At 72.3% G+C, this 24,468-nt stretch carries 17 protein-coding genes; 10 read left to right on the forward strand and 7 right to left on the reverse strand.

Annotated elements, in window-relative coordinates; translation table 11 throughout:
• Positions 1-112: 112 nt before the first annotated feature.
• The gene (locus LCH29_RS02760) at positions 113-1,165 is read left to right on the forward strand and encodes a hypothetical protein (protein ID WP_446460050.1); all 1,053 of its coding nucleotides are present in this window, start codon (positions 113-115) and stop codon (positions 1,163-1,165) included.
• Positions 1,162-2,337: a S8 family peptidase gene (locus LCH29_RS02765; RefSeq protein WP_446460051.1), complete on the forward strand. Its 1,176-nt coding sequence runs from the start codon at positions 1,162-1,164 to the stop codon at positions 2,335-2,337. The genes LCH29_RS02760 and LCH29_RS02765 overlap by 4 nt, the downstream gene beginning before the upstream one ends.
• 52 nt (positions 2,338-2,389) lie before the next feature.
• Here LCH29_RS02765 and LCH29_RS02770 read toward each other — a convergent pair whose 3' ends face one another.
• The gene (locus LCH29_RS02770) at positions 2,390-3,055 is read right to left on the reverse strand and encodes a TetR/AcrR family transcriptional regulator (RefSeq protein ID WP_446460052.1); all 666 of its coding nucleotides are present in this window, start codon (positions 3,053-3,055) and stop codon (positions 2,390-2,392) included.
• Positions 3,056-3,137: 82 nt separating this feature from the next.
• Here LCH29_RS02770 and LCH29_RS02775 point away from each other — a divergent pair, with 82 nt between their 5' ends.
• A complete protein-coding gene (locus tag LCH29_RS02775) occupies positions 3,138-4,235 on the forward strand; it encodes a DUF3533 domain-containing protein (RefSeq protein ID WP_446460053.1) in 1,098 nt (365 codons plus the stop codon).
• A gap of 50 nt (positions 4,236-4,285) precedes the next feature.
• Here the strand turns inward: LCH29_RS02775 and LCH29_RS02780 are convergent, their stop codons facing one another.
• A complete protein-coding gene (locus tag LCH29_RS02780) occupies positions 4,286-5,857 on the reverse strand; it encodes a CATRA conflict system CASPASE/TPR repeat-associated protein (protein WP_446460054.1) in 1,572 nt (523 codons plus the stop codon).
• Positions 5,841-6,206, reverse strand: coding sequence for a CATRA system-associated protein (locus LCH29_RS02785; RefSeq protein ID WP_446460055.1), 366 nt, complete (start codon positions 6,204-6,206; stop codon positions 5,841-5,843). Before LCH29_RS02785 ends, LCH29_RS02780 begins: the two co-directional genes overlap by 17 nt.
• A gap of 166 nt (positions 6,207-6,372) precedes the next feature.
• Here LCH29_RS02785 and LCH29_RS02790 point away from each other — a divergent pair, with 166 nt between their 5' ends.
• Positions 6,373-10,005 carry a CHAT domain-containing protein gene (locus tag LCH29_RS02790; RefSeq protein ID WP_446460056.1) on the forward strand — a complete coding sequence of 1,211 codons (3,633 nt, stop codon included), beginning with the start codon at positions 6,373-6,375 and terminating at the stop codon, positions 10,003-10,005.
• Positions 10,006-10,024: 19 nt separating this feature from the next.
• On the opposite strand, the gene LCH29_RS02795 is transcribed toward LCH29_RS02790, so the two are convergent.
• Entirely contained in the window at positions 10,025-10,801 is a 777-nt protein-coding gene (locus tag LCH29_RS02795; RefSeq protein WP_123107314.1) for a class I SAM-dependent methyltransferase, read from the reverse strand.
• Between the two features lie 201 nt (positions 10,802-11,002).
• Between LCH29_RS02795 and LCH29_RS02800 the strand changes: the two genes are divergently transcribed.
• The 6 genes from LCH29_RS02800 to LCH29_RS02825 all read left to right on the forward strand — a co-directional run bounded on the left by LCH29_RS02800 (position 11,003) and on the right by LCH29_RS02825 (position 17,965).
• Positions 11,003-12,241 carry a sensor histidine kinase gene (locus LCH29_RS02800; protein ID WP_446460057.1) on the forward strand — a complete coding sequence of 413 codons (1,239 nt, stop codon included), beginning with the start codon at positions 11,003-11,005 and terminating at the stop codon, positions 12,239-12,241.
• Positions 12,242-12,278: 37 nt separating this feature from the next.
• On the forward strand, positions 12,279-12,956 hold the full coding sequence (locus tag LCH29_RS02805) for a response regulator (RefSeq protein ID WP_446460058.1): 678 nt from the start codon (positions 12,279-12,281) through the stop codon (positions 12,954-12,956).
• 461 nt (positions 12,957-13,417) lie between these two features.
• A complete protein-coding gene (locus tag LCH29_RS02810; protein WP_446460059.1) occupies positions 13,418-14,638 on the forward strand; it encodes an ABC transporter substrate-binding protein in 1,221 nt (406 codons plus the stop codon).
• Between the two features lie 197 nt (positions 14,639-14,835).
• Positions 14,836-15,801, forward strand: coding sequence for a carbohydrate ABC transporter permease (locus tag LCH29_RS02815; protein ID WP_446460060.1), 966 nt, complete (start codon positions 14,836-14,838; stop codon positions 15,799-15,801).
• The gene (locus LCH29_RS02820; RefSeq protein ID WP_446460061.1) at positions 15,794-16,648 is read left to right on the forward strand and encodes a carbohydrate ABC transporter permease; all 855 of its coding nucleotides are present in this window, start codon (positions 15,794-15,796) and stop codon (positions 16,646-16,648) included. Before LCH29_RS02815 ends, LCH29_RS02820 begins: the two co-directional genes overlap by 8 nt.
• Positions 16,649-16,678: 30 nt before the next feature.
• On the forward strand, positions 16,679-17,965 hold the full coding sequence (locus tag LCH29_RS02825) for an alpha-L-fucosidase (protein ID WP_446460062.1): 1,287 nt from the start codon (positions 16,679-16,681) through the stop codon (positions 17,963-17,965).
• A gap of 63 nt (positions 17,966-18,028) precedes the next feature.
• Here the strand turns inward: LCH29_RS02825 and LCH29_RS02830 are convergent, their stop codons facing one another.
• From LCH29_RS02830 to LCH29_RS02840, 3 genes are all read right to left on the reverse strand, one after another.
• A complete protein-coding gene (locus LCH29_RS02830) occupies positions 18,029-18,940 on the reverse strand; it encodes an endonuclease/exonuclease/phosphatase family protein (RefSeq protein ID WP_446460063.1) in 912 nt (303 codons plus the stop codon).
• Positions 18,941-19,053: 113 nt separating this feature from the next.
• Positions 19,054-20,484 (reverse strand): M1 family metallopeptidase, encoded by a 1,431-nt coding sequence (locus LCH29_RS02835; RefSeq protein ID WP_446460064.1) that lies wholly within the window; start codon positions 20,482-20,484, stop codon positions 19,054-19,056.
• Positions 20,481-24,422 (reverse strand): Pls/PosA family non-ribosomal peptide synthetase, encoded by a 3,942-nt coding sequence (locus LCH29_RS02840; protein WP_446460065.1) that lies wholly within the window; start codon positions 24,420-24,422, stop codon positions 20,481-20,483. The genes LCH29_RS02835 and LCH29_RS02840 overlap by 4 nt, the downstream gene beginning before the upstream one ends.
• Between the last annotated feature and the right edge of the window lie 46 nt (positions 24,423-24,468).

Raw genomic sequence — 24,468 nt, forward strand, 5'->3', positions numbered from 1 at the left:
GCGATGCTCTGTAGGGTCACCTCTGCACGTGCGGGGGCGTGTGCCGTAGGAGGTTGGTCTCCTCTGCCGTTCTGCGCCCGCTCATCGGCCGCCGACACCGAGGAGGGGCGCCATGTCGTACCCGAGACCACCTGAAGGCCCCGGCAGCGCCGGGGCCTACGGATACCCACCCCAGCAGGGCCAGGCGCCCGTGCCACCCCCACCGCCCATGCCGCCGTCCCCGCCGCCCGGCGCCCCGCAGGGCCGGCAGGGGCAACCGGCGTACGGCGGCCAGGGGTCCCAGGGCGCTCCGTACGCCGGACAGGGGCAGCCGTATGCCGGGCAGGGGCAGCCGTATGCCGGGCAGGGGCACCAGGGCGCTCCGTACGGCGCCGGGCCCGCCGCGCAACCGCCGCCGCCCGCGCAGCCGCAGAAGAGCACCGGGCGCACCTGCCTCACTGCCTTCCTCGGCATCACCGGCGCCCTCGCGATGCTGGGCGGTGGCGCGCTGACCGCGCACGCCTTCTCGAACGCCGGCCAGGACATCCCCAACCGCACCGCGTACGGCGCGTCGATGTGGCGCAACGAGCCAGCGGACAAGCTCTTCCCGGACTTCGTCGCGCCCCGGCAGGGCGTCGGCGAGGCCCGGACGCCCGACCGCAAGCGCGCCCAGTGGCACCGCATCGGGATATCCGAGGAGACCGGTTGTGACGACGGGCTGAGCGGGGCCACCGCGGCCCAGGCGGAGAAGCTGGGTTGCCAGGCCGCGCTGCGCGCCACCTACGTGGACCCGACGGGCAACACCGTCGCGACCGTGGCGCTGATCGTCCTGAAGGACAGCGAATCCGACAAGGCGGAGATGAGCACGTTCTTCGACGCCGAGAAGGAGAAGGACAACCCGGGGCCGGGTGTGAAGGCGTACGCCGTTCCCGGCACCCTCGCGGCCCGGTGGAGCGACGCGCGGTCCAACGGCTCGGCGGGGCAGTCGGTCAGCGGCCTCCCGTACGCCCTGGTGGCCTCCGCCGGTGCGGTCGACGGCCGTAAGGCAGGCGAACTGCCGGGCGACTGGGGCAAGTACAGCATCGACGCCAAGCAGGACCGGGCCCCGTGGCGGGGCGCCGCCGACGGCCTCGTCGACGCCCTGAAGGTCCATTACTTCGACCTGCTGACGGAGGGGATCTCATGAGCGTCCGGCGACACACCACCGCGCGCCTCGCCACGGCCATGACGGCGACGGTCCTCAGCTCGGTGCTGGGCGTGGCGGCCGCGCCGCCCGCGGCCGCCGCGAACCCCACCCCCACCAGCTGGGAGGCGAAGGCGCTCGGCCTCGCGTCGGCACAGAGCACCGCGCAGGGCGAGGGCGTCAAGGTCGCGGTCCTGGACAGCGGTGTCATGACCAACCACGTGGCGCTGAACGGCAAGGTGACCACCGGCCCCGACTTCCTCAAGGACGGTCTCCAGCCCGGCGATCCGCGCTGGGGCGGCCACGGCACCGCGATGGCCTCCGACGTCCTCAAGGTGGCCCCGAAGGCGAGCATCCTGTCGGTCCGGGTGATCGACGACAAGGAGGACCACGGTCCCGGGGACTTCAAGCAGGGAGCCAGTCCGACCAGCCAGGGCATCGACTACGCGGTCGACCACGGCGCCGATGTGATCTCCATGTCGCTCGGTGGCGAGATGTTCGGCGACAGCGTCGACGAGGACGAGGTCGACGCCCTGGCCCGGGCGGCCCAGAAGGGCATTCCGGTCATCGCCTCGGCGGGCAACGAGGGCGACATGTTCAACGACGCCTCGTACCCGGCGGGCTACCCGGGCGTGATCGCCGTGGCCGCCACCCAGCAGGACGGCAGCCGCGCCGAGTTCTCCACGGTACGGACGTACAACTCGGTGGCCGCGCCCGGCGTGGCCATCATGAGCGCGAAGAACACGGGCGGCTACGAGCCGGTCAACGGCACCTCGCCCGCGGCGGCGCTCACCTCGGGCGTGGTGGCCCTGATGCTGTCGCACAACGACAAGCTGACCCCGGCCCAGGTCCGCACCCTGCTGACGAAGACGGCGCGCCACCCGGCGGACGGGCGCAACGCGCTGGTCGGGTACGGGCCGATCGACGCCGCGGCCGCCGTCCGGGCCTCGGCGAAGCCGCCCGCCGACGGGACGGCCCCGGTGAAGTACACCGGCAAGGAACACCTGGCCACCCCGGACGGGACGCCGAAGACCAAGCATCCGCCCCTGGAGACCGAGCTGGTGACGATCGGCCTCGGCGCGGCGGGTGTCGGGCTGCTCATGGTCGTCGGCGCGGTGCTGATCACCCGCGCGGGCCGCCGCCGCGCGGCGGCCGCGGGCGCTCCGCGGGGCTGACACGAGGTGGGGTGGGTGGCGAGCGCGCTCGCCACCCACCCCACCCGTGCCCTCAGCGCCGGGGCGTGAGGAGCGCGGCGAGCATGTCGCGCAGCCAACTCCGCAGCGCGTCGAGATCCGGGTCGAGCAGCAGTCGGCCCGCCGCCGCGTCGTGGATCGTGAGGACCGCCGCCGTCAGGGACTCGGGGTCGCGCAGCCCGGGCGGCATGGTGTCGGGGTCGACGTAGGCCGTCACGATCGGCTGGAGCGTTTCGCGCAACGCCTCGCGGTGCCGGATCAGCGCCGCCGCCGTGTCCGGATGGCGCGCCGCGTACAGCATGAAGTCGGTGCGTACGAGCACCCAGGTGCGGTCGATGAGCAGCGCGCCCACCACCCGGTCCATCAGGGCGTCCAGGCCCTCGTCGGCAGTGGCGCCGTCCAGCGCGTCCTGCACCTGGGCCGTCTGAAGCGCGGCCTGCCGCTCGTAGAGGGCGAAGAACAGCTCGTCGAGGCTGTCGAAGTTGGAGTAGAAGGCGCCGCGCGTGTACCCGGCGGCCTCGCAGATCTCCTCGATTCCCACGCGGCCGAAGCCGCGCTCCGCGAAGACCGTGAGCGCCGCCGCCAGCAGACGTTCCCGGGTCTCGGCCCGGCGCCGGGTGACGCGCGTGGGGGTGCCGTCCGCGCGTCGTCCGCTGCGCAGCGCCCGGCGGTCGAGTGCGCTGTTACTGGCTTCCGTCATGCGTCACATCCTAGTTCGATACACTTGTGTATCCGATACAGTTGTGTATCGAACCCATCGGTGATTGAGGAAGTGCGGATCAGTGAGTCAGGTGGACACGGATCACGTGGAGACCCCGGCGCGGAGCGCGGAGCCGGACGCGGAGCAGTCGCAGGAGAAGGACCGGGGGCTGTGGGCCCGGCTGCGCGGCGCGGTCCCGGCGCGCATCGCGGCGATGCTCGTCGGCGCGCTGCTGCTGCAACTGGGATTCGTCCTGTCGTACGTGGGGGCGTTCCACCACCCCCAGCCGCACCGCATCCCCCTCGCGGTCGCGGCACCGGAGCGGATGGCCCCGGACACGGTGAAGAAGCTCAATGGGATCCCCGGCCACCCGCTGAAGGCCACCGCCACCGACGAGGCCACGGCGCGCGAGCGGCTGCGTACGGGGGAGATCAGCGGTGTGCTGATCGTGAAGCCCGGATCCCGCACCGACACCCTCCTGACCGCCGGCGCCGGTGGCGCCTCCACGGCGAGCGCCCTGGAGACGGTGATCGAGAAGGCCGAGAAGACGCAGAACCGCAGCGCGTCCGTCGTCGACGCCTTTCCCGCGCAGGCGGGCGACGCCCGGGGCCTGAGCAGCTTCTACCTGGTGGTGGGCTGGACGGTGGGCGGGTATCTGCTCGCCGCGCTGCTGGGCGTGTCCCTCGGCGCCCGCCCGGCCACCGCGCGCGGCGCCGGGCGGCGACTGCTCGCGGCCGTGCCGTACGCGGTGCTGTCCGGGCTGGGCGGCGCGGCGATCGTAGGCCCGCTGCTCGGGGCGCTGAACGGACACTTCCTCGCCCTGTCGGCGATCGGAGCCCTGGTCGTCTTCGGCGCCGCCGCCATGACGATCGCCTTCCAGGTGCTCTTCGGCGTCCTGGGCATCGGCGTCACGATCCTGCTGTTCGTGGTCCTCGGCAACCCCAGCGCCGGTGGCGCGTACGGCCCCGAGCTGCTGCCCCCGTTCTGGCGGGCGCTCAGCCCCGCCCTCCCCAACGGCGCCGCCACTCATGCCGTGCGCCACATCATGTACTTCTCCGGCCACGGCATCGCCGCCAACCTCGCGGTGCTGACCGCCTACGCCCTCGGGGGCGCGCTGGTCGGCATCCTCGGCGTCACCCTGGTCCGGCGGCGGCGCGCGGCCGCGGCCGTGTCCGGCTGAGCCCGCGGGGTGTCGTGCCGATCATGCCGGGCCGACCGGCAAGACACCCCCTACGACGCCGCGCCGTCCGCGCGCAGCCGCCGCCGCATGGCCAGCCAGCCGCAGCCGAACGCCGGAAGCGCCACCGCCCAGGTCAGCACGGTCGGCGTGGCCCGGCCGGTGGCCGCGTGCACGGCCACCGCGCTGGCCAGCCACCCGGCCGTGGCGCCCACCAGCCCGGCCAGCAGCGAGCCGAGCCGGGCCGGTGCCCGGCTCTCCGGCGGGGTGGCCAGCCACAGCACCAGCGTGGCCAGCAGCAGGGCGAGCGCACCGAGCAGGGCGATGAGGGCGGGCACCGCGGGCGGCGGCAGGAACGGGACCTCGTACGCGAAGCTCTGGATCGCGGCGAGCACCATGAGGACCGCGCCGAGGAACGCGCTCTGGAGCAGATTGACCTTGCTCTGCCGCTGCGTCATCTCCCGGCGCAGCTGGAGGGCGTGTTCCGCTTCGACCGTCAGGGCCGTCAGTGCGTCCCGGGCGCGCTCCCGGTCCGCCTCCAGATAGACCAGGCCGTCGGACAGCCGCTGGACGAACCACGCGGCCAGCGCGAGATCCTCGGCGAACGGGCCGTGGCCGCCCTCGGGAACGCCCGCGGCGTCCCGCTGGGCGCGCATGTTGGACTCGGCGATGTGCACGGTGGTGCGCATCTCCCTGAGCCTGGTGATCCACTGGGTGAGCCCCGTGGAGCCCGCGGTGAGCGACAGCAATCGGGTGCGCCACCGCGCGAGTTCCTCGCCACGGTCGTGCGCCTGCCCGTCATCGCCGGTGTCGTCGTCCGGGGATCGGCCGTCCAGGGCCGCGAGGGCACCGTCCACGACCGCCCCCGCCGGGGAGGCGAGGTCGCTGTCGTGCGCGGCGTGCACCCGCATCTCGTACCGCAGCTTGGCGGCATCCGCCAGATAGCGGGCGAACGGTGGCGGCGCGCCACCGCCCTGGCTCCACAGCCACAGTTCGGTGTCCCGGGGGCCGTCGCCATCGTCGTCCGCGACCGCGACGAAGCGCCGCGACGGCCGGGTGGTGGAATCGCCGGTGTCCGACTCGCCCGTGGCCTCCCACAGGGTGACCGCCGGGCGGGCCACCGCGACGCCCGGCCCCAGCGGCAGGGGCAGTTCGGCCCGTATCGCCTCCGTCAGCTCCCGCGCGCCCACCGCGGCGGCGCCGGTCGCCTCGCGGTAGGCGACGAACAGCCGCGCCTCGCCGACGACCCACTCCCGCTCCGGGTCCCCGTCCGCCCCGGCGACCCCTGTCCACCGCCGGTCCCAGGCGTCCCAGGCCCCCTGTTCACCGGCGGCGGGCGACAGCGCCACCGACAGACACAGCAGATCGTGGTGGCGCCGCAGCACCGCCTGCGCCAGCCCGGCGCGGTCCCGCCGCGCCGCCACCGCCCCCGCCGCCGGCAGCTCGCCCAGCTCCTCGGGGAGCGTGTCCGGCAGCCCGGTCGCGGCGACGGAGTGCGTCATGCCGAGATGCGGCCCGCACGCCGCCCACACCTCCCGCAGCCGCCGGTACGACGCGCTCCGGCGCGGCCCGGTCGTGGCCACGAAGAGGTGGACGACGAGCGACTGGTCAGTGAGGGTCACCACCGGCCGAAGCGCCCTCCGTGAGGTCGAGGCCGTCGCCATCGGTACCGCTCCGCAGGGCGTGCACCAACCGGTTGAGCCGGTCCAGCACGTCGGGCGACGCGGGCTCGCGCCCGTCGTCCTCCTCGCCCGTGCGCAACCGCACCCGCGACGGCCCCACCAGCTCCAGCTGCCCCGTGGCCGCGCCCAGAGCCCACGCGTCCCCGGCCCGCACGGCCGCCTCCATCGCCCCCAGCGCGCGCTCCACATGCGCCCAGTCCGCGCGCGGCAGTACGCGCCCGGCGACCGCCGCGAGAGCCGCCTCGGCCTCACGCGACTCCGCCGTGCCCCGGCCCCTCTCCGACACTCCCATGGCCCCAACTTAGCGACAGCGGGGCGAAAAAGGACGACGGTGAGTATTTTCCCTGCGCCCGGCAGCCGGGAGGCCGGTCGTGCACTTGATCGATCCGCGATCGTAGGTTGCCGCCCCAACCGCTCAGCGCGCGGTGGCCCCATGCCCGGTCGGCCATCATCGGAGCGTGAGATCCGAGCTGCTGACGGCGCTGCGAACCCGGCTGGACCGCTTCGCCGCCACCGAGGACCCGCGGCACGTCCTGGACGCCGACGCCCCGCGCGAGGCCGCCGAACTGATGGCCGCGAGCGATGACCCCGAGCACGACCTCGAAGTGCGGCGCGCCGTGGGCTGGTGGCACTGGCACCGGTACGGGCTGCTGGGCGACGAGTCGGAGCTGCGGCTTGCGGAGACCCTGCTGCGCCCGGTGTACGAGGCGGACCCGCAGGGCGTGCCGGAGGAGCTGCGCTCCGCCTTCGCGCCGGGGCCGCCCGGCGCCCAGTCCGCGCTCAGCAGTACGGAACTTCGCCACCTCTTGGCGGATCTGGAACCGGAGCGGGTCGTACCGGTGCTGAGTGAGCTGAGCGAGGTGGTGTCCCGGACGTCTCCCCACCACCCCGGCTCCATGAACATCGTGCTTCTGATGTGCGAGCTGCTGTCCGTGGTCGACCGCATCGAGGACCCGAGCCCCCTGTGGGAAGCGATGGAAGCGGCCCGGCGCGCGGTCGACGCGCTGCCTTCCGACCACGCCTGGTACGCGGCCATGCAGTCGCAGCTCGGCAATCGGTTCCACGACTGGTATCTGCGGACCGGGGAGCTGAGCGCCCTCCATGAGGCGATCGACCGGGGGCGCCGGTCGATCGCCGCCGACTCGCGCTCCCCCATGGCGCTGAGCAATCTCTCCATCACTCTGCTGGATGCCTTCCGCCGCACCGGTGACCTCGGATTCCACGACGAGGCCATCGACACCGGCCGTCGTGCGGTGGCGGCAGCGGAGGCACAGGACGACCCCCGGCTGGTGCTGTACCTGGCCAACCTCGGCGGTGCGCTGGACGAACGGTTCAGCCGGACCGGGGACGCGGAGGCCCTGGCCGAGGCCCTGCGGACGGCCCGCCGGGCGGTCGCCCTGACCGGGGCGGACCACCCCGCCCATCCGCTGTACCTGTCGAATCTGACGGCGTCGCTCGTGAAGTCGTTCAAACGCACCAGAGACAAGACCGTACTCGCCGAGGCCATCGAGACGGGCCGCCGCGCGGTGAACGCCACCCCGACCGAGGACCCCAGGCGGCCCCACCGCCTCGCGATCCTCGGCGGCGCACTCCAGAGGTGGTTCGAGGCGACGGATGAACTGCCCGCGCTCGACGAGGCCGTGGAGATCTTCAGGGAAGCCGTCGACCGGACGCCTGAGGGCCATCCGCAGAGGGTGCACCACCTGCACCTGCTCAGCTACGCGCTTTTGCTGAGCTACGACCAGTACGGCACCCAACAGGCCCTGTACGACACCATCGTCGTGGGACGCCGGTCCATGACCGAGACCCCGGCCGACCACCCGGACCTGGAGCAACGGATCGTGCATCAGGCCCAGGGGCTGCGCGCCTGGTACGAGCACACGGGCGACCTGGAAACGCTGGACGAGGCGATCGACCTCTGCCGCCATGGCCTGGCGTCCGGCGGTGAGCGGAACCCCGGTCTGCTGTCCGGACTGGTCCAGGGCCTGCGCCTGAAGTACGAGAGGACGGGGGAGCGGAACCTTCTCGAGGAGGCCGTCGCCCTCGGTAGGGAGAGCGTGGCCGCCCACCCGGACGAGGTGGATCACCTCATCCACCTCGGCGCCGCGCTGGCCGCACTCGCCGAGCAGGAGAACGAAGGCCCGTATCTCGGCGCCGTGCTGGCCTTGCGCGCTCGGCACCAGAAGGACGACCCGAATCTCGCCGCCGCGCTGGCGGTACTCGCCCAGGACCGGACAGATGAGCCGTCGGTTCTGGACGAGGCCATCGACGTCGCGCGCAGAGCCGCGGCCCTTGCCCCCTCCACGCTGACGAACCTTGCCGTCCCGCTCCTGGTGCACTACGCGCGCACCGGCGACCGCGCGTCGGCCGAGGAGGCAGTGGAGGTGTCCCGTCGTGCGCTGGCGCTCACCTCGGCGGGAGGCCCGCGGGTCCGGCGGCTGTTCACTCTGGGCCAGGCCCTGGAAGCCCTGCACCAGGCGTCCGGTGACCCCGGGACGCTCACCGAAGCGCTCGACGCCTACCGGGCCGTGGCCACGGCGCCGAGCGCCGCCGCGACGGTACGCGTCGAGGCGGGCCTGAACGCCGGACGACTGGCCAAGTCGGCGGGGCGTGCCGAGCAGGCGCTGGACGGCTACGCCACCGCGGTCGAGCTGCTGCCCCTGCTCGTCACCCAGTTCCTGGGGCGCAGCGACGCCGAGCACTGGCTCATCCGCCACAAGGACCTGGCCGCGAACGCCGCCGCCTGCGCCCTGGAGGCAGGAGACCCGGAGCGTGCGCTGATCCTGCTGGAACAGGGGCGGGGCGTCCTGCTCGACCGTGCGCTGTCGGCCCGCACGGCGCTGACCACCCTCCGGGAACGGGACCCGGGGCTCGCCGACCGCTTCCAGTGGCTGAGCGCCGCACTCGAAACCGAGGAACGGAGGCCGAGCAAGCAGCGGCACGAGCACGCCCGCGACCTGGAGGCGGTGATCGCGGAGATCCGGGCGCTGCCCGGCTTCGCGTCGTTCCTCCTGCCCCCGACGCTCCGGCAGCTCATGGCCGCCGCACAGGACGGCCCGGTCGTCCTCGTCAACGTCAGCTGGTGGCGGTGCGACGCGCTCGCCCTCACCCCGGCGGGGGTGAGACACATACCCCTGCCGGACCTCACATTCCAGGAGGTCACCGAGTGGGTGGTTCACTTCCTGGCCGCGCAGAAAACGAGCAGGAGTCTGGCGAACGGCACCCTCGAAAAGATCTTGTCCCGACTGTGGGACACGGTGGCCGAACCGGTGCTGACGACACTGGAATTCACCCGGTCACCCGGCGCCGGTGACACCTGGCCACGGCTGTGGTGGGCGCCGGTCGGCAGACTCAGCTACCTGCCACTGCACGCCGCGGGGCACCATCACACCGAGGGCCGGACCGTCCTCGACCGGGTCATCTCCTCGTACACCCCCACCATCCGCGCCCTCGCCCACGTCCGTGACCGCCGTCGCACCGGCGAGCGCGCGGTACGGCCCCGCGGGCTCGTCGTGTCGATGCCCGACACCCCGGGCGCCGCCGACCTGCCCGGCGCCCGCGACGAGACCGGTCTGTTCACCGAGTTGCTTTCCGACGCCACCATTCTGACCGGGCCCGAAGCCACCCGTGACCGGGTCGACGCCGCACTCCGGGGAGCCACCTGGGCCCATTTCGCCTGCCACGCCCAGAGCCGCTTCGACGACCCCTCCAGCAGCCTTCTGCTCCTCCATGACCACGAGGACAAGCCGTTCGACGTCCGCCACCTCGCCACGCTCCGGCTGCCCCACGCCGAACTCGCCTACCTCTCCGCGTGCAGCACCTCACGGCCGGGAGCCCAGCTGGCCGACGAAGCCGTGCACATCTCGGCCGCCTTCCAGCTCGCCGGATTTGAGCATGTCATCGGCACCCTCTGGACGATCAACGACCGAGCGGCCACGAAGGCGGCTCAGGCGATCTACACCGATCTGCTGAGCCGCCCGCCGGACGACCGCGACATCGCCGGGGTGGTCCACCGGGCCGTCCACCGCATGCGGCAGGCGTACCCCCGGCTCCCCCTGATGTGGGCCGCCCACCTCCACGTCGGCCTGTGACGCACGGCCCGTGGGCTCCTCAGCCGCCGTGGGTGACGCGGATCTTGGACTGGCCGTGCGGGAGTTCCTCCCAGTCCTCCATGAAGCGGGCCGCCAGACCGTGTTTCCGGGCGAGGTCGATGAGGGTTTCGGTGCGGTAGTAGAAGTCCTCCCTGAGGACCTGGTGCTCCTTGCCCTCGGTGCGGTCGAAGGTGAAGTCGAACCAGCCGCCCGGCGCCAGCACACGGCCCACGTTGGCCAGGCACTCGTCGATGACCGGCAGCGGGGAGTGGGAGAACACGCTGTGCGCGTGGACGACGTCGAAGTGCGCCTCGGGCAGGAAGCGCAGGGTGAGGTCGCGGACGGGGGTGAGGGTGGGAAGCCGGTCCTGTAGCTCGGTGTGGACCAGGGTGTCCTGCGCGGCGACCAGGATGTCGGGGGAGATGTCGACGCCGTAGTAGTGGCCGGGTTCGAGGTGGCGGATGAAGCGCCAGCCCGCGCGCAGATTGCCGCAGCCGATCTCCAGCATGCGGTGCTCGGGGCGCAGCCCGTGCTTCACCAGATAGTCGAACTGCATCGCGCCCAGCGCCAGCCACCGCTCCCGGGTACGGCCGCCGACCGCCGCGTCCGGGTCGGCACGGGTGTCCGAACGCATCACGGCGCGGTAGTAGTCGACATGGTCCGGCCAGCGGTAGCGCAGCCAGGCGTCCCGGGTGGCCCGCACCAGGTGGCGCGGTACGCGCTCGGGGTGGCGGAGCGCGTAGGAGACGCGGTGGCCGAGGCTGGCGCGGTTGACGGTGACGTTCTTGGCGGGCATGAAAGATCCTTTCACTGGGGGCGCGGAGTGTCTGTCGCGAGCCCTGGACTCAGCATCAGTGCGGTTGACGGCCATCGGCGTCGGCGGACCGGCTAACGGCCGGAGGCGGCTCGGGTGACGGAGGGGTCAGCCGATCGGATGATGCGGGGCGCGGCGCCCCGTAATAGGACTGGCTACAGAAGAGCGAGGGAGGGTGCGGCGATGTGGCGCGGTCCGGCGGAGGAGGCTCCCGTGGGGGAGGGCGAATGGGCCGATCCGGACGCCCGGTGGCTGCGCCTCGTCATGGACGGGGCGTTCCTCCTGCTGCTCGGCTCCTCCTTGATCCGCTTCCTGACCCGCGATCACGAGGGCACGCACACCGGATCCGCCGTCGCCCTGTTCGCCGCCTTCGGGCTGCTGTATGTGCTCGGGCGGCTCCTGGCCCCCGCGCCACGCCCCGGCGCCCGGCCGAGCGCACGGCATCTGACCTGGCTGGGGGCGGTGTCGGTGGTCTGGGCCGGTCTGCTCGTCCTCGCCCCGAGCGCCACCTGGTGTGCCATGCCGCTGCTGTTCACCGGACTACAGACGCTGCCCGTACGCACCGCCGTGCCACTGGCGGCCGTGCTCACGGTACTGGTCGTCGCCACCGAGCTGCGGCTGTCCCACGAAGGGCTCAACCCGAATGTGGTGATCGCCCCGCTGGCCATCAGCGCCGTCGCCACCGCCGTCCTGGTCCATCTCCAGCGCCAGGCGGCCCGGCAGCGCGTCCTGATCGACGATCTGGTCCGCACCCGCCGCGATCTGGCCGCCACCGAGCGGCGGGCGGGCATCCTCGCGGAACGGCAGCGGCTGGCCGGCGAGATCCACGACACCCTCGCACAGGGCCTGTCCAGCCAGCAGATGCTGCTCCAGGCCGCCGACCGCACCTGGGCGACGGACCCCGACGCGGCCCGCCGCCATATGCGGGACGCGGCCGGGATCGCCGCCCACAGCCTCGCCGAGGCCCGCCGGTTCGTCCACGACCTGGCCCCTGCCGACCTCGCCGACCGCACCCTCGCCGAGGCGCTGCGCGCGCTCGCCGAGCGGGAGTGCGGCGAGGGGCTGACCGTCGGCTTCCGTCTCGACGGTGTGCCGGGCCCGGTGCCGGAGCGGGTCGAGGCCGCGCTGCTGCGCATCGCGCAGGGCGCCCTGGCCAACGTACGGGAACACGCCTGGGCGACCCGGGCCGCACTGACCCTGACCTGGCTGGACGACCAGATCTCGCTGGACATCGCCGACAACGGCCGCGGCTTCGACCCCGAGCGCCCCCGGACCCCGGACACCGGCCCGGAGCGGGGCCACGGGCTGCCCGCCATGCGGGTGCGGGCACGCCAGCTGGGCGGCACCCTCACCGTCGAATCCACCCGGGGGGAGGGCACCGTCGTATCGGCGGCCGTCCCCCTCGCAGGGCCCGCCATCTGACGTCCACAGCCACCTGCCCACGGAGGACCGCCGCACCATGACCGCGACCGACGCCACCCCGCCCATCCGGCTGCTGCTGTGCGACGACCACGCCGTGGTGCGCGCCGGTCTGCTCGCGCTGCTGTCCAGCACCGCGGGCATCGAGGTGGTCGGCGAGGCGGGCAGCGGCGAGGAGGCGCTCGCCATGGCCGCGCGCCTACGGCCCGACGTGGTGCTCATGGATCTCCAGCTCGGGGACGGCATGGACGGTGTGGAAGCCACCCGTCGCCTGGCCTCCGGCGCGGCGGCCCCCGGCACCGGCCCCGCACCGGAGGAACCGGCCCCGCGGGTGCTGGTGCTCACCATGTTCGACACCGACGCGGACATCGCCCGGGCCATCGGGGCGGGCGCCACCGGCTATCTGCTCAAGGCCGAGCGGCCGGAGGAGCTGTTCGCGGCGATACGGAACGCGGCGGCCGGGCGCACCGCGCTGTCGGCGCCGGTCGCCGACCGGCTGATGGCCCAGATGCGTACGCCCCGGCCCACCCTCTCCGAGCGGGAGCGGGACATCCTCCAGCAGCTCGCCCGGGGGCTGGGAAACAGGGAGATCGCCCGTGCCCTGTTCATCAGCGAGGCCACGGTGAAGACCCACCTGGGGCGGATCTACGGCAAGCTGGGCGTGGACACCCGGGCGGGCGCGGTCGCCGTCGCCACCGAGCGGCGGCTGCTGGGCTGACCTTACGACCACACCGCTGACCCTTCCGAACAACACATCGGATGTTCCCCTCCCGCGCGAGGTGGCTCTCGCCCGGCCCGCCCGGACGGGGTGCGGCACCCGGCGCCCGCTCCCTCGAAACGCCCGCGACGGGCGCAAAAAGACATCCCAACTATGGCCGCGTGTCCGGGGGTCGATTGCCCCGAAAATAGGGCTGTACGACGCCTTGACACCCCAATACATCGGATGTTCTGATGCCGATGCGTCCTGGTAAAAGGGACCGGCCGAATGGAGTCACCGTGGGTCGGATCAACGCATTACCCGGCATCTGACGTTCCTCATCTCATCCCCTCACGCCCCGCCCGCCGCGGCGATCGGCGGCCTCTCTCCAGCATCCGCACGAACGCATCCCGTGCTGCCGGAGTACGTCCATGTGAGCACGAAGAAGTGAAGTGGGCACTGCTATGAATAGACGACTCCTCGTGAGCGCCACCGCGGCGACTGCCGCACTGGGTCTCACCTTGTCGGGATGCTCCTCCGGCGGTGGCACATCGGGCCAGTCGAAGGACAAGCTCACCTGGTCGATGTGGATCGCCGGTTCGGCGGACAAGGCGGCCTGGCAGAAGGTCGCCGACGCGGTCAAGAAGGACGGCGGCGCGAAGGTCACCATCCAGGGCGCTCCGTTCGAGGATTATTTCACCAAGCTCCGCACCCAACTCAGCGCCGGAAGCGCGCCGTGCATCGTCAGCATGCAGAGCCTCCGCGCGGCGAACTACACCGACGTCCTCCTGCCGCTCGACTCCCTCGCGAAGAAGCAGGGTGTCGACCTGTCGCAGTTCGACACCACCGCGCTCGACGCACTGAAGGTCGACGGGAAGATCTACGCCCTTCCCTATGACACCGGTCCCATGCTGCTGTTCTACAACAAGGACCTGTTCAAGCAGGTGGGTGCGAAGACACCCGAGCCGGGCTGGACGGTCAAGGAATTCGAGGCCGCCGCGGCGAAGTTCAAGGCCGCGGGGAAGAAGATGCTCGGCTCGGCGATCGGGGACATGAACCTCGAGTCGATGATCCTCGGCTACAACGGGGGCCGCGTCATCAAGGAAGACGGCACGCTCGACCCGTCGGACCCGAAGTTCGCCAAGGGCTTCGACTGGCTCGGATCGCTCGTGAAGAAGGGCTGGGCCACCCAGGCGAGTTCGGACACCTCGGTCGCGTCCAACGACTTCGTGGCCAAGAAGGTGGCCATATACCCCGACGGCCCCTGGTCGCTCCTCGACCGTAAGGGCAAGGCCAATTTCGACATCGGGATCACTACCATTCCGGTGGGCAAGGCGGGTGCCACCCCGTCCACGTACTCGGCGGGCTCCGGCTTCGGTGTCTCCAAGCAGTGCAAGTACCCCGACCAGGCCTTCCAGGCGGTCAAGACGATGTCCAGTCAGAAGGTGCTGAAGGGGCTGGCGGAGCAGGGGCGTGCCTTCCCCGGCCGCACGGCGGCGCAGCAGGCGTGGTACGACAACGCCAACATCGCGGGCGTCGAGACCGTCCTGAAGGCCGCGCAGAAGGCGTCGACCCCGCTGCCCGGCAACAAGCAGAGCGACCAGCTCCAGCAGCTCTTCTTCCAGTACGGGATCCAGGCCGTGAACGGTCAGCAGTCGGGCGCGCAGACGATGAAGTCGATCGCGGGGCAGCTCCAGAAGTGAACCGGTCGACCGGGAGGTGCCGTCCGGTGCGGGGTCCACGCCGCACCGCGAGCCGTCGGCACCTCCCGGCCACGGGGAGCGCAGGGAGCGAGAGAGGTCAGGAAATGACGGAATCGGTGTCCCAGCCACCGCCCGCGTCGATGCCCGTTGTTCCTCCCGGGGCGGCTGTTCCTCCCGGGGCGGCGTCGGCGGTGCCGGTGACTGGTGCGGGTGCCGCCGACGTGGTGGTCGCGGCACGGGAGGGACCGAAACACAAGAAGGCGGGACGGGAGTCCGGGAAGCGGCCGGGGCGGCAGATCGGGCGGCGCTCGTGGTGGGGCGCCGTGTTCGCCACGCCCCACTCGCTCGGGCTGGCGATCTTCACGGTGCTCCCGATCGTCGCCTCCCTCATCGTGAGCTTCATGAACTGGCCGATGCTCGGCGAGCACTCCTGGACCGGCCTCGACAACTACCGCCGGCTCTTCTCGGACCAGACCTTCTGGATCGTGGCGCGGAACACCGTCGAGTACGTGGTGCTCTATGTGCCGCTGAACCTCGTGGTCTCGCTCGGACTCGCGGCCTGGCTGACGCCGCGGATCCGGCACCGGCACGTCTTCCGGGTGCTGTTCTTCATTCCGACGATCACGCCCCTCGTGGCGAACGTCGTCGTGTGGCGGATGCTCTACCAGCCCGACGGCTTCATCGACGCGACGATGCAGTCGACGATCGGAGTGAACGCGCCCAATTTCCTCGCGGAGGGCACCTGGGCCATGTTCGCGGTGGTCGCGATGAGCGTCTGGGCGGGTTTCGGCTACAACATGCTGATCTTCTCCGCCGCCCTCGACGCGGTGCCGGACAACCAGCTGGAGGCCGCGCAGATCGACGGCGCGAGCGCGTGGCAGGTCTTCTGGCGCATCAAGTTCCCGGCCATCTCCCCGTCGATCTTCTTCGCGACGATGATGACGCTCATCACCTCGTTCCAGGTGTTCACCCAGCCGTTCCTGCTCACCAAGGGCGGCCCGGGGACGGAGACCGAGACGCTCGTGCAGTACATCTACAACACCGGCTTCCAGACCCAGCAGCTCGGGCTCGCCTCGGCGGGTGCCTGGGTGCTCTTCGTGATCATTCTCGGCATCACGGCGGTCCAATTCCTCGGCCAGAAGCGTTGGGTGCACTATGAGTAGCGACACGCGGCCGTTGAAGGTCGCCTCGCGGACACGGCAGGCCATCGGCTACGCGATCCTGTGTCTGATCGCGCTGGCGTTCATGGCGCCGCTCATCTACATGGTGGCCACCAGCCTCAAGCCCGAGGCCGACACCTTCACCACGCCGCCGACGCTCTGGGGCTCGGAGTTCCGCTGGCAGAACTACGCGGACGTGTTCAGCTATCTGCCGTTCCAGCGGTTCATCCTGAACGGTGTGTTCGTGGCCGCCGTCGGCACCGCCATCAACGTCATGGTCGCGGCGTTCAGCGGATACGCCTTCTCGCGCCTTCGCTGGCGCGGCAGGAACGTCGTCTTCATCCTCTTCCTGGCGACGCTGATGATCCCGCAGGACGTCCTCATCATCCCGATGTACGTGATGATGCAGAACTTCGGATGGGTGGACACCTTCCAGGCGCTCATCATCCCGTGGGCCTTCACCGCGCTGGGTGCGTTCCTGCTCCGGCAGTTCTTCCTGACCGTGCCGCAGGAGCTCGACGACGCCGCCCGCGCCGACGGGGCGGGGACGGTACGGACCTTCATCGCCGTGATGCTGCCACTGGCCCGCCCGACCCTCGCCGTGCTGGCCGTCTTCACCTTCATCAGCTACTGGAACTCCTTCCTGTGGCCCCTGGTCGTCGTCAACGACGTGAACGCCCGCGCGACCATCCCCCTCGGTCTCCAGGCGTTCTTCGGCCAGCAGGGGACCCAGTGGAGCCTCGTCATGGCGGCGTCGGTGATTTCCATGCTGCCGACCGTGATCCTCCTGATACTCCTTCAGAAGCACCTCGTCCGCGGCATCGTCACCAGCGGCCTCGGCGGCCGTTGATCCCCAGTTTTCGGAAAGGAATCCGCTTCGATGTCCATCCCTCCCTGGTTCACCCACGACCGATTCGGCATGTTCATCCACTGGGGGCTCTACGCCCTCCCCGCCCGCCACGAGTGGGTGAAGAACCGCGAGCGGATCACGGACGAGGACTACGACCGCTACTTCCGCCACTTCGAACCGGACCTCTACGACCCCCGCGCCTGGGCGCGGGCAGCCAAACAGGCCGGAATGAAGTACGTGGTGCTCACCACCAAGCACCACGACGGGTTCTGCCTGTGGGACTCGAAGCTGACGGACTACACCTCGATGAAGACGCCGATCGCCAAGGACCTCGTGGCGGAATTCGTCGAGGGCGTGCGCGCCGAGGGACTCCGCGTCGGCTTCTACCACTCGCTCATCGACTGGCACCACCCCGACTTCGTCATCGACGGCCTCCACCCGCGCCGCGACGACCCGCCGGAGGAGATCGAGCGGCTCAACGAGGGCCGGGACATCGCCCGGTACCGCGCGTACCTGCACGGCCAGGTGGAGGAGCTGCTGACCCAGTACGGCCGGATCGACTACCTGTTCTACGACTTCTCCTACAAGCGGGGCCGGCACAGCGAGGTGTTCAACGCCAAGGGCGCCGAGGAGTGGGGCTCCGAAGAACTCCTCGCCCTCACCCGCCGCCTCCAGCCCGAGATCATCGTCAACGACCGGCTCGAGATCCCCGGCGACCTCGTCACACCGGAGCAGTACCAGCCCGACAAGCCGATGGAGGTCGACGGCGAGCCGGTGGCCTGGGAGGCGTGCCAGACCCTCAACGGCAGCTGGGGCTACGACCGCGACAACCTCAACGTCAAGAGCGTCGAACTCCTGCTCCGGATGCTCATCGACGGCGTCTCGAAGAACGGCAACATGCTGCTCAACGTCGGCCCCACCGGGCGCGGCGAGCTGGACCCGGTCGCCGTCACCACGCTGGAGGGCATCGGGGAGTGGATGTCCCGCCACGCACGCTCGATCTACGGCGCCGGGCCCTCCGCCCACCGCGCCCCGGTCGACGCCCGCTACACCCGGCGCGGGAACCGCCTCTACCTCCACCTCTTCTCCTGGCCCTTCACCCATGTCCACCTCCCCGACCTGGCGGGCAAGGTCGAGTACGCGCAGTTCCTGCACGACGCGTCCGAGATCCACTACCGAGAGATCGACCCGTCGGTCACGGCCCAGAACACCACCCTCGGCGGCCAGCCGCCGGGGACCCTGACCCTGTCGCTGCCCGTGGTCCGGCCCGATGTCGCGGTGCCGGTCGTGGAGCTCTTCCTGAGGGACGGCGCCTGACGGCTCCCGAAGGAGGAAGCGCCGCCCGCCGCCTGACGCACGACAGGCGGCGGGCGGCGGGGCTCACAGCTCCAGTACGGCGTGCACCGGCAGATGGTCGCTGGGGAACTGGCCGTCCCGGGAGTAGGTGTCGATCGCGGCGTAGCGGGTCCGTACGCCCGGCGAGGTGAGGATCCAGTCGATGCGGTCGCCGTCGGGGACCAGCGGCTTGTAGCCGTGGAAGGTCGCGTACAGCTTGCTGCGCCGGTCGGCGGCGTCCCACGCGTCGGTCAGCGAGCCGCCCTTCAGCAGGGTGTCGTAGACCGGGTTGCCGTGGGCGGCCACGTTGAAGTCCCCGGTGACGATGCGGGGGAGGGCCGGGTTCAGCCCGGCGAGCCGAACGTTGATCAGCCCGGCGGCGCGCTCCCGGGCGTACTGGCTGATGTGGTCGAGATGGGTGTTGAGGGCGTAGAACTGCCGGTCGGTGGCGCGGTCCTGGAAGCGCACCCAGGTGACCATGCGCACCACGGCGCCGCCCCAGGTGTTGGAGCCGATCACATACGGGGTGTCGGACAGCCAGAAGTGGTCGTACTCCAGCGGCTCCAGCCGTCTGGTGTCGTAGAAGACGGCCATGAACTCGTCGCGGCTGCCACCCGCCCGCCCCGTGCCGAGCCAGTCGTAGTGCGAACCGAGATCGGCGGCGATGTCGCGCAGCTGGCCGTACAGCCCCTCCTGGGTGCCCAGCAGATGGGGTGCGGCCCGGCGCAGCAGCTCCCGCATGACGGGGCGCCGCTGCGGCCAGGAGTTGGGCGCGGTGTCGCTGGCGTAGCGCAGGTTGAAGGTCATGGCGTGCAGCTGTGAGCCGTCCACGGGGACGGCCGAGCCGCCCCCGGCGGTATCGGCGCGGGCCTCCGGCTGGGTGGCGAGCGGGAGCGCGAGGGCCGCGGCGGCCGCGGCGCGCATCCCGTGACGGCGGCTGAACAGAGGTGCGGGCATGGCTCCTCCAAGGGTCCGGCGTTGAGACCAGTATCAGGCCGCCCGGTGGGAATGAAGTGGCCTGCGGGAGCCGCGAGTTGAAACGAACGGAGTCCGGAGGCGAAACCGGCGGCTCACACCGAACCGATGCCGCCGGGGAGTTCCGGCAGCCGGGGGGTGTGGAGCCAGGCGGTGAACAGCGCGTCCAGGGGCTGTGCCGCATGACGCTGTGCCAGGGCCGTGAACTCCTCGGTGGTGACGGTGGCGTGGCGGTGGGTGGCCGTCCACTCCCGCAGCACCGCGAAGAAGGCGTCGTCCCCGATGACCGTACGCAGCGCGTGCAGCGTCAGGGCACCCCGGTGGTAGAGCCGGTCGTCGAACATCCGCGGCATGCCCGGGTCCGCGACCAGCAGATCCTGCGGCTGATCCGCCAGCGCCGCCCTGAACCGGGCGGCGTGGACGGCGGCCGGGGCACCGCCGGAGACCTCCGACCACAGCCACTCGGCGTACTTGGCGAAGCCCTCGTTCAGCCAGATGTGGCGCCAGTCGGCGAGGCTCAGGCTGTTGCCGAACCACTGGTGGGCCAGCTCATGGGCCACCAGCCGCTCACAGCCGCGCCGTCCGTCGACGTGGTTCGAGCCGAAGACGGACAGCGTCTGCGCCTCGACCGGTACCTCGAGCTCGTCGTCGGTCACCACCACCGCGTACTCGTCGAACGGATACGGGCCGAAGAGGTCCTCGAAGGCGGCCATCATCCGGGGCTGGCGGGCGAAGTCGTGGTCGAAGCGGTCACGCAGCCGCGGCGGTACGGCCGCCCGCTGGGGCACCGCGCTCACCGCCGCGTCGGTCAGCTCGACCAGGTCGTACAGGCCGATCTGGACCGTGGCGAGATACGTGGACATCGGCGCCGGGTGGTCGTACACCCAGGTCGTGGTGGAGGCGCTGACCGTCCACGACTCCAGCGTGCCCGCGGCGAGCACCGTGTACGGGGACGGCGCGGTCACCGCGATCCGGTACGACGCCTTGTCGGCCGGGTGGTCGTTGCACGGGAACCAGGACGGCGCGCCGATCGGCTGGCCCGCCACCAGCGCCCCGTCCTCCAGCTGCTCCCAGCCCAGATCGCCCCAGTGGCGGGTCTTCACCGGCCGCGGCACCCCGACGTACCGCACCTCGACCGTGAACGGCGCCCCGGCGGGCAGCGGCTGCGCCGGGCGGATGCGCAGCTTGTCGGCCCGGTGGGTGTAGCGGGCCGCGCGGACACCGTCGACCAGCACCGCGTCCACCCGGAACGCGCCGAGGTCCAGGCTGAACCCGGACAGCGGCTCGTCGGCCGAGCCTGCCGTCCCCGCCGAGTCCACCGAGCCCGGCTCGGCGACCGCCGAGATCCGGGCCCGGCCCGAGATCCGCCCGGTGCTCGGACGGCAGGTGAGCTCCAGGTCGTAATGGGTCACCCGGTAGCCGCCGTTGCCGTGCCCGGGCAGATACGAGTCCCCGGACCGGTCCGCCCCGACCGGGCCGCCGGGCGGGACGTGCGCCCGGCCGCCCTTGCCCCTGCCCCTGCTCACTTCGCCGTGTCCTCCGTCTTCCGCATGTCCCGCTCCTTCTCCGGCTGCCACGCCGCGATCGGGTTGCCGAGCCACCGGGTGCCCGCGGGGAGGGTCTCGCCGCGCATCACCAGCGACGCCGGACCCACCGTGGCACACGCGCCGACCGTGGCGCCCGGCAGTACGATGCCGTGCGGGCCGAGCGTGGCGCCCTCCTCCAGCACCACCTCGTCCATGCGCATGATCCGGTCGTGGAACAGATGGGTCTGCACCACGCACCCCCGGTTCACGCTCGCCCCGGTGCCGATCCGCACCAGATCGGCCTCGGGCAGCCAGTACGTCTCGCACCATGCGCCGCGCCCGATGCGCGCGCCGAGCCCCCGCAGCCACCAGTTCATCAGCGGCGTCCCGGACACGGCCCCGGCAAGCCACGGTACGGCCAGTACCTCCACGAAGGTGTCCGCCAGCTCGGTACGCCACACGAACGAGCTCCACAGCGGCCGTTCGGCCGCCCTGAACCGGCCCACCAGCAGCCACTTGGCCACCACCGCCACGGCGCACGCCACCACACCGCCCGCGCCCAGCAGCACCCCGCCGCCCGCCAGGGCGGCCGGGAACCCCCACCGCGCGGCGACCGCAGCGAACGCGGCCAGCACCAGCACCGCGAGCGCCGCACCGCCCATCACCGGCACGATCCGGCACAGTTCGACGGCGCCGCGCGCCCACTTCAGCCGCCGCGCCGGGCGGTACGTACGGCTCTGGTCGCCCTCCTCGGCCGCCCGCGGCAGCCGCATCGGCGGCATCCCGAGCCACGAACTGCCCGCCTTGGCGCCCTTGGGCGCGGCGGACAGCACGCCGACCAGACCGCGCTTGGGGACCGAGCTGCCGCCCGCGGCCATACCGGAGTTGCCGAGGAACGCCATCTTGCCGACCCGCGACTCGGCGATGCTCAGCCGCCCGCCGCCCAGTTCGTACGACGCGACCATGGTGTCGTCGGCGAGGAACGCGCCGTCGCCGACCGTCGTCATCGACGGCAGCGCCAGCACGGTGGACGCCTCCACCCCGCGGCCGACCTTCATCCCGAGCGCCCGCAGCCACACCGGGGTGAACAGGCTGGCGTACAGCGGGAACAGATGCACCCGTGCCATGTCCATCAGCCGCTCGGTGGCCCACGCCTGCCAGGCGATCCGCCCGTGCACCGGGTGGTGGCCCCCGCGCAGGCCGATGCCGAGCGTCCGCACCCCGGCCAGGATGAGCAGCGCGTAGCAGACCAGCCCCGCCACGGTCGCGACCGGCACGGCGGCCAGCGCGTGGAGCAGCGCCGTCCCCGCGTCGCGGGTGCCCCGGACGAACAGCGCGAGGACGGCGAGCGCGGGCAGCAGCGCCAGCGCGGGCAGCAGGGTCAGCCCCAGCGAGGTGAGCCCGTACACCACCGCCCAGCGGCGGGTGCGCGGCGGCCGGTCCTCGGGCCGGTGCTGCGCCGCCTTGCCGGACTTGGCGGCCGGTACGCCCGCCCAGCGGCGCCCCGCGGGCACCGCACCCGTCACCCCCGACCCCGGGGCGATCTCGGCACGCTTGCCGATCCGGGCGCCGGGGAAGAGCGTGCTGCGCGCGCCGACCGTGGCGCCCGCGCCGACCCTGATGCGGCCGATCCGCAGCCGGTCGCCGTCCAGCCAGTGGCCGGACAGATCGACCTCGGGCTCGACCGCGCTGCCCTTGCCGAGCTTGAGCATCCCGGTCACCGGCGGCAGCGCGTGCAGATCGACGTCGGCGCCGATCCGCACGCCCAGCGCCCTGGCGTAGTGGGTGAGCCAGCTGCCCGACAGCCCGGTGGCACCGCTCAGTTCGGCCAGCCGCTCGGCCGTCCACAGCCGCAGGTGGGCGCCGCCGCCGCGCGGGTACGTCCCCGGCTTCAGACCCCGCAGCAGCAGCCGCGCGCCGCCCGCGGCGATCGCGATCCGGCCGGGCGGCGATACGCACAGCAGCCAGCCGAGCGCGATCCACCACCAGGACACGGTGGGCGCCCAGGGCGCGGAACCGACGAGGTGCAGCGCATCGAGGACGGCGGCCGCGGCCACGCCCCAGCGCAGCCCGGCGACCGTCAGCAGCGGCAGCATCAGCAGCGTCTGCGCGAGACCGGTGCGGCGGGGGACGGGCCGTACGGTGCGCTGGGCCGTCGCCTCGCTGCCCATCGCGTCCAGCGTCCGGGCGAGCGCGTCCAGCCGCGGGTTCTGGTAGATGTCGCTGACCGAGCCGCTGGGGCAGCGGTCCCGGATCCGCGAGACGAGCTGGGCGGCGGCGAGGCTGCCGCCGCCCGCAGCGAAGAAGTCGGCATCCGGACCGCTCGCCGGGGTGCCCAGCACCTCGCCCCACAGCTCGGCCAGCCAGCTCTCGGTCTCCGTCAGCCCGTCCGCCGGTCCGGCCGTGCCGACCCCCGGCAGCGGCCACGGCAGCGCGGCCCGGTCCACCTTGCCGGAGGTACGGGTCGGCAGCGTGCCGACCACCGCGAGCAGCGGCACCAGCGCGGCGGGCAGCACCGCCCGCAGCCGGTCCAGCGCGTCCGCCTGGTCGAAGGCGCTGTCCTCCTCGGGGACGACGTAGCCCACCAGCAGCTGGTGGCCCGCCTTCGTCGTGCGCACCGCGGCCGCGGCGCCCGCCACGCCCGGCAGCGCCTGGAGCGCGGAGTCCACCTCGCCCAGCTCGATGCGGCGGCCGCCCAGCTTGACCTGTTCGTCGGCCCGGCCGACGAACAGCAGCCCCTCCTCCTCGGCGCGCACCAGGTCGCCGCTGCGGTACGCCCGCGCCCAGCCGAGCGACGGCAGCGGGGCGTACTTCTGGGCGTCCTTCGCCGGGTCGAGATAGCGGGCGAGACCGACCCCGCCGATCACCAGCTCGCCCACCTCGCCCAGGGGCACGACCTCGCCCCGGGCGTCCACGACCGCCAGCTCCCAGCCGTCGAGCGGCAGCCCGATCCGCACCGGGCCCTCGCCGGTCAGCTGCGCGGCGCACGCCACGACGGTGGCCTCGGTCGGGCCATAGGTGTTCCACACCTCACGGCCTTCGACCGCCATCCGCTCGGCCAGTTCCGGCGGGCACGCCTCGCCGCCGAAGATCAGCAGCCGTACGTCGTCCAGGGCCTCCACCGGCCACAGCGCCGCCAGCGTGGGCACCGTGGAGACCACGGTGATCTCCTGCTCGACCAGCCAGGGCCCGAGGTCGACACCGGTGCGCACCAGCGACCGGGGCGCGGGCACCAGACAGGCGCCGCTGCGCCACGCGAGCCACATCTCCTCGCAGGACGCGTCGAAGGCCACCGAGAGACCGGCCAGCACCCGGTCGCCCGGGCCCATCGGCTCGTCGGCCAGGAACAGCCCGGCCTCGGCGTCCACGAACGCGGCCGCGCTGCGATGGGTGACGGCGACGCCCTTGGGCTTGCCGGTCGATCCGGAGGTGAAGATGATCCACGCGTCGTCGCCGGGCCCCGGGCGGCCGGGGCCGCCGTGCGGCTCGGCGCGCAGCGTCATCTCCAGCCCGGCGCCGAGCACCACACTGACCGCGGCCTCGGAGAAGACCAGTTCGGCCCGCTCGTCCGGGTCCTCCGCGTCCACCGGCACATAGGCCGCGCCGGCGGCCAGCACGGCGAGGATCCCGACGTACAGGTCGGCGGTCCCGGACGGGACGCGGATGCCGACCCGGTCGCCGACCCCGACGCCCGCCCCGGCCAGCCGCCGCCGCACCCGCTCCACCTCGGTCAGCAGCGCCCGGTAGCTCAGCGCGGAGTCGCCGTCGTCGACGGCGGGCGCGTGCGGGTGGCGGCGGGCCGTCGCGCCGAGGACGTCCATGAGGGTGCGCTCGGCGTGGGGGCCGCGCCCCGGGAACAGGGCGCGCGGAGCGACGGGCTCCGCGGCGGGGACGGGCAGCGGGGCGATCAGCGTCTGGGACTCGTCTACGACAGTCATCCGGCCTCTCCGGAGTCGGCGGACCGAATGTTCGGCGACACCGTCC

The sequence above is a fragment of the Streptomyces sp. BRA346 genome, assembly GCF_052851135.1.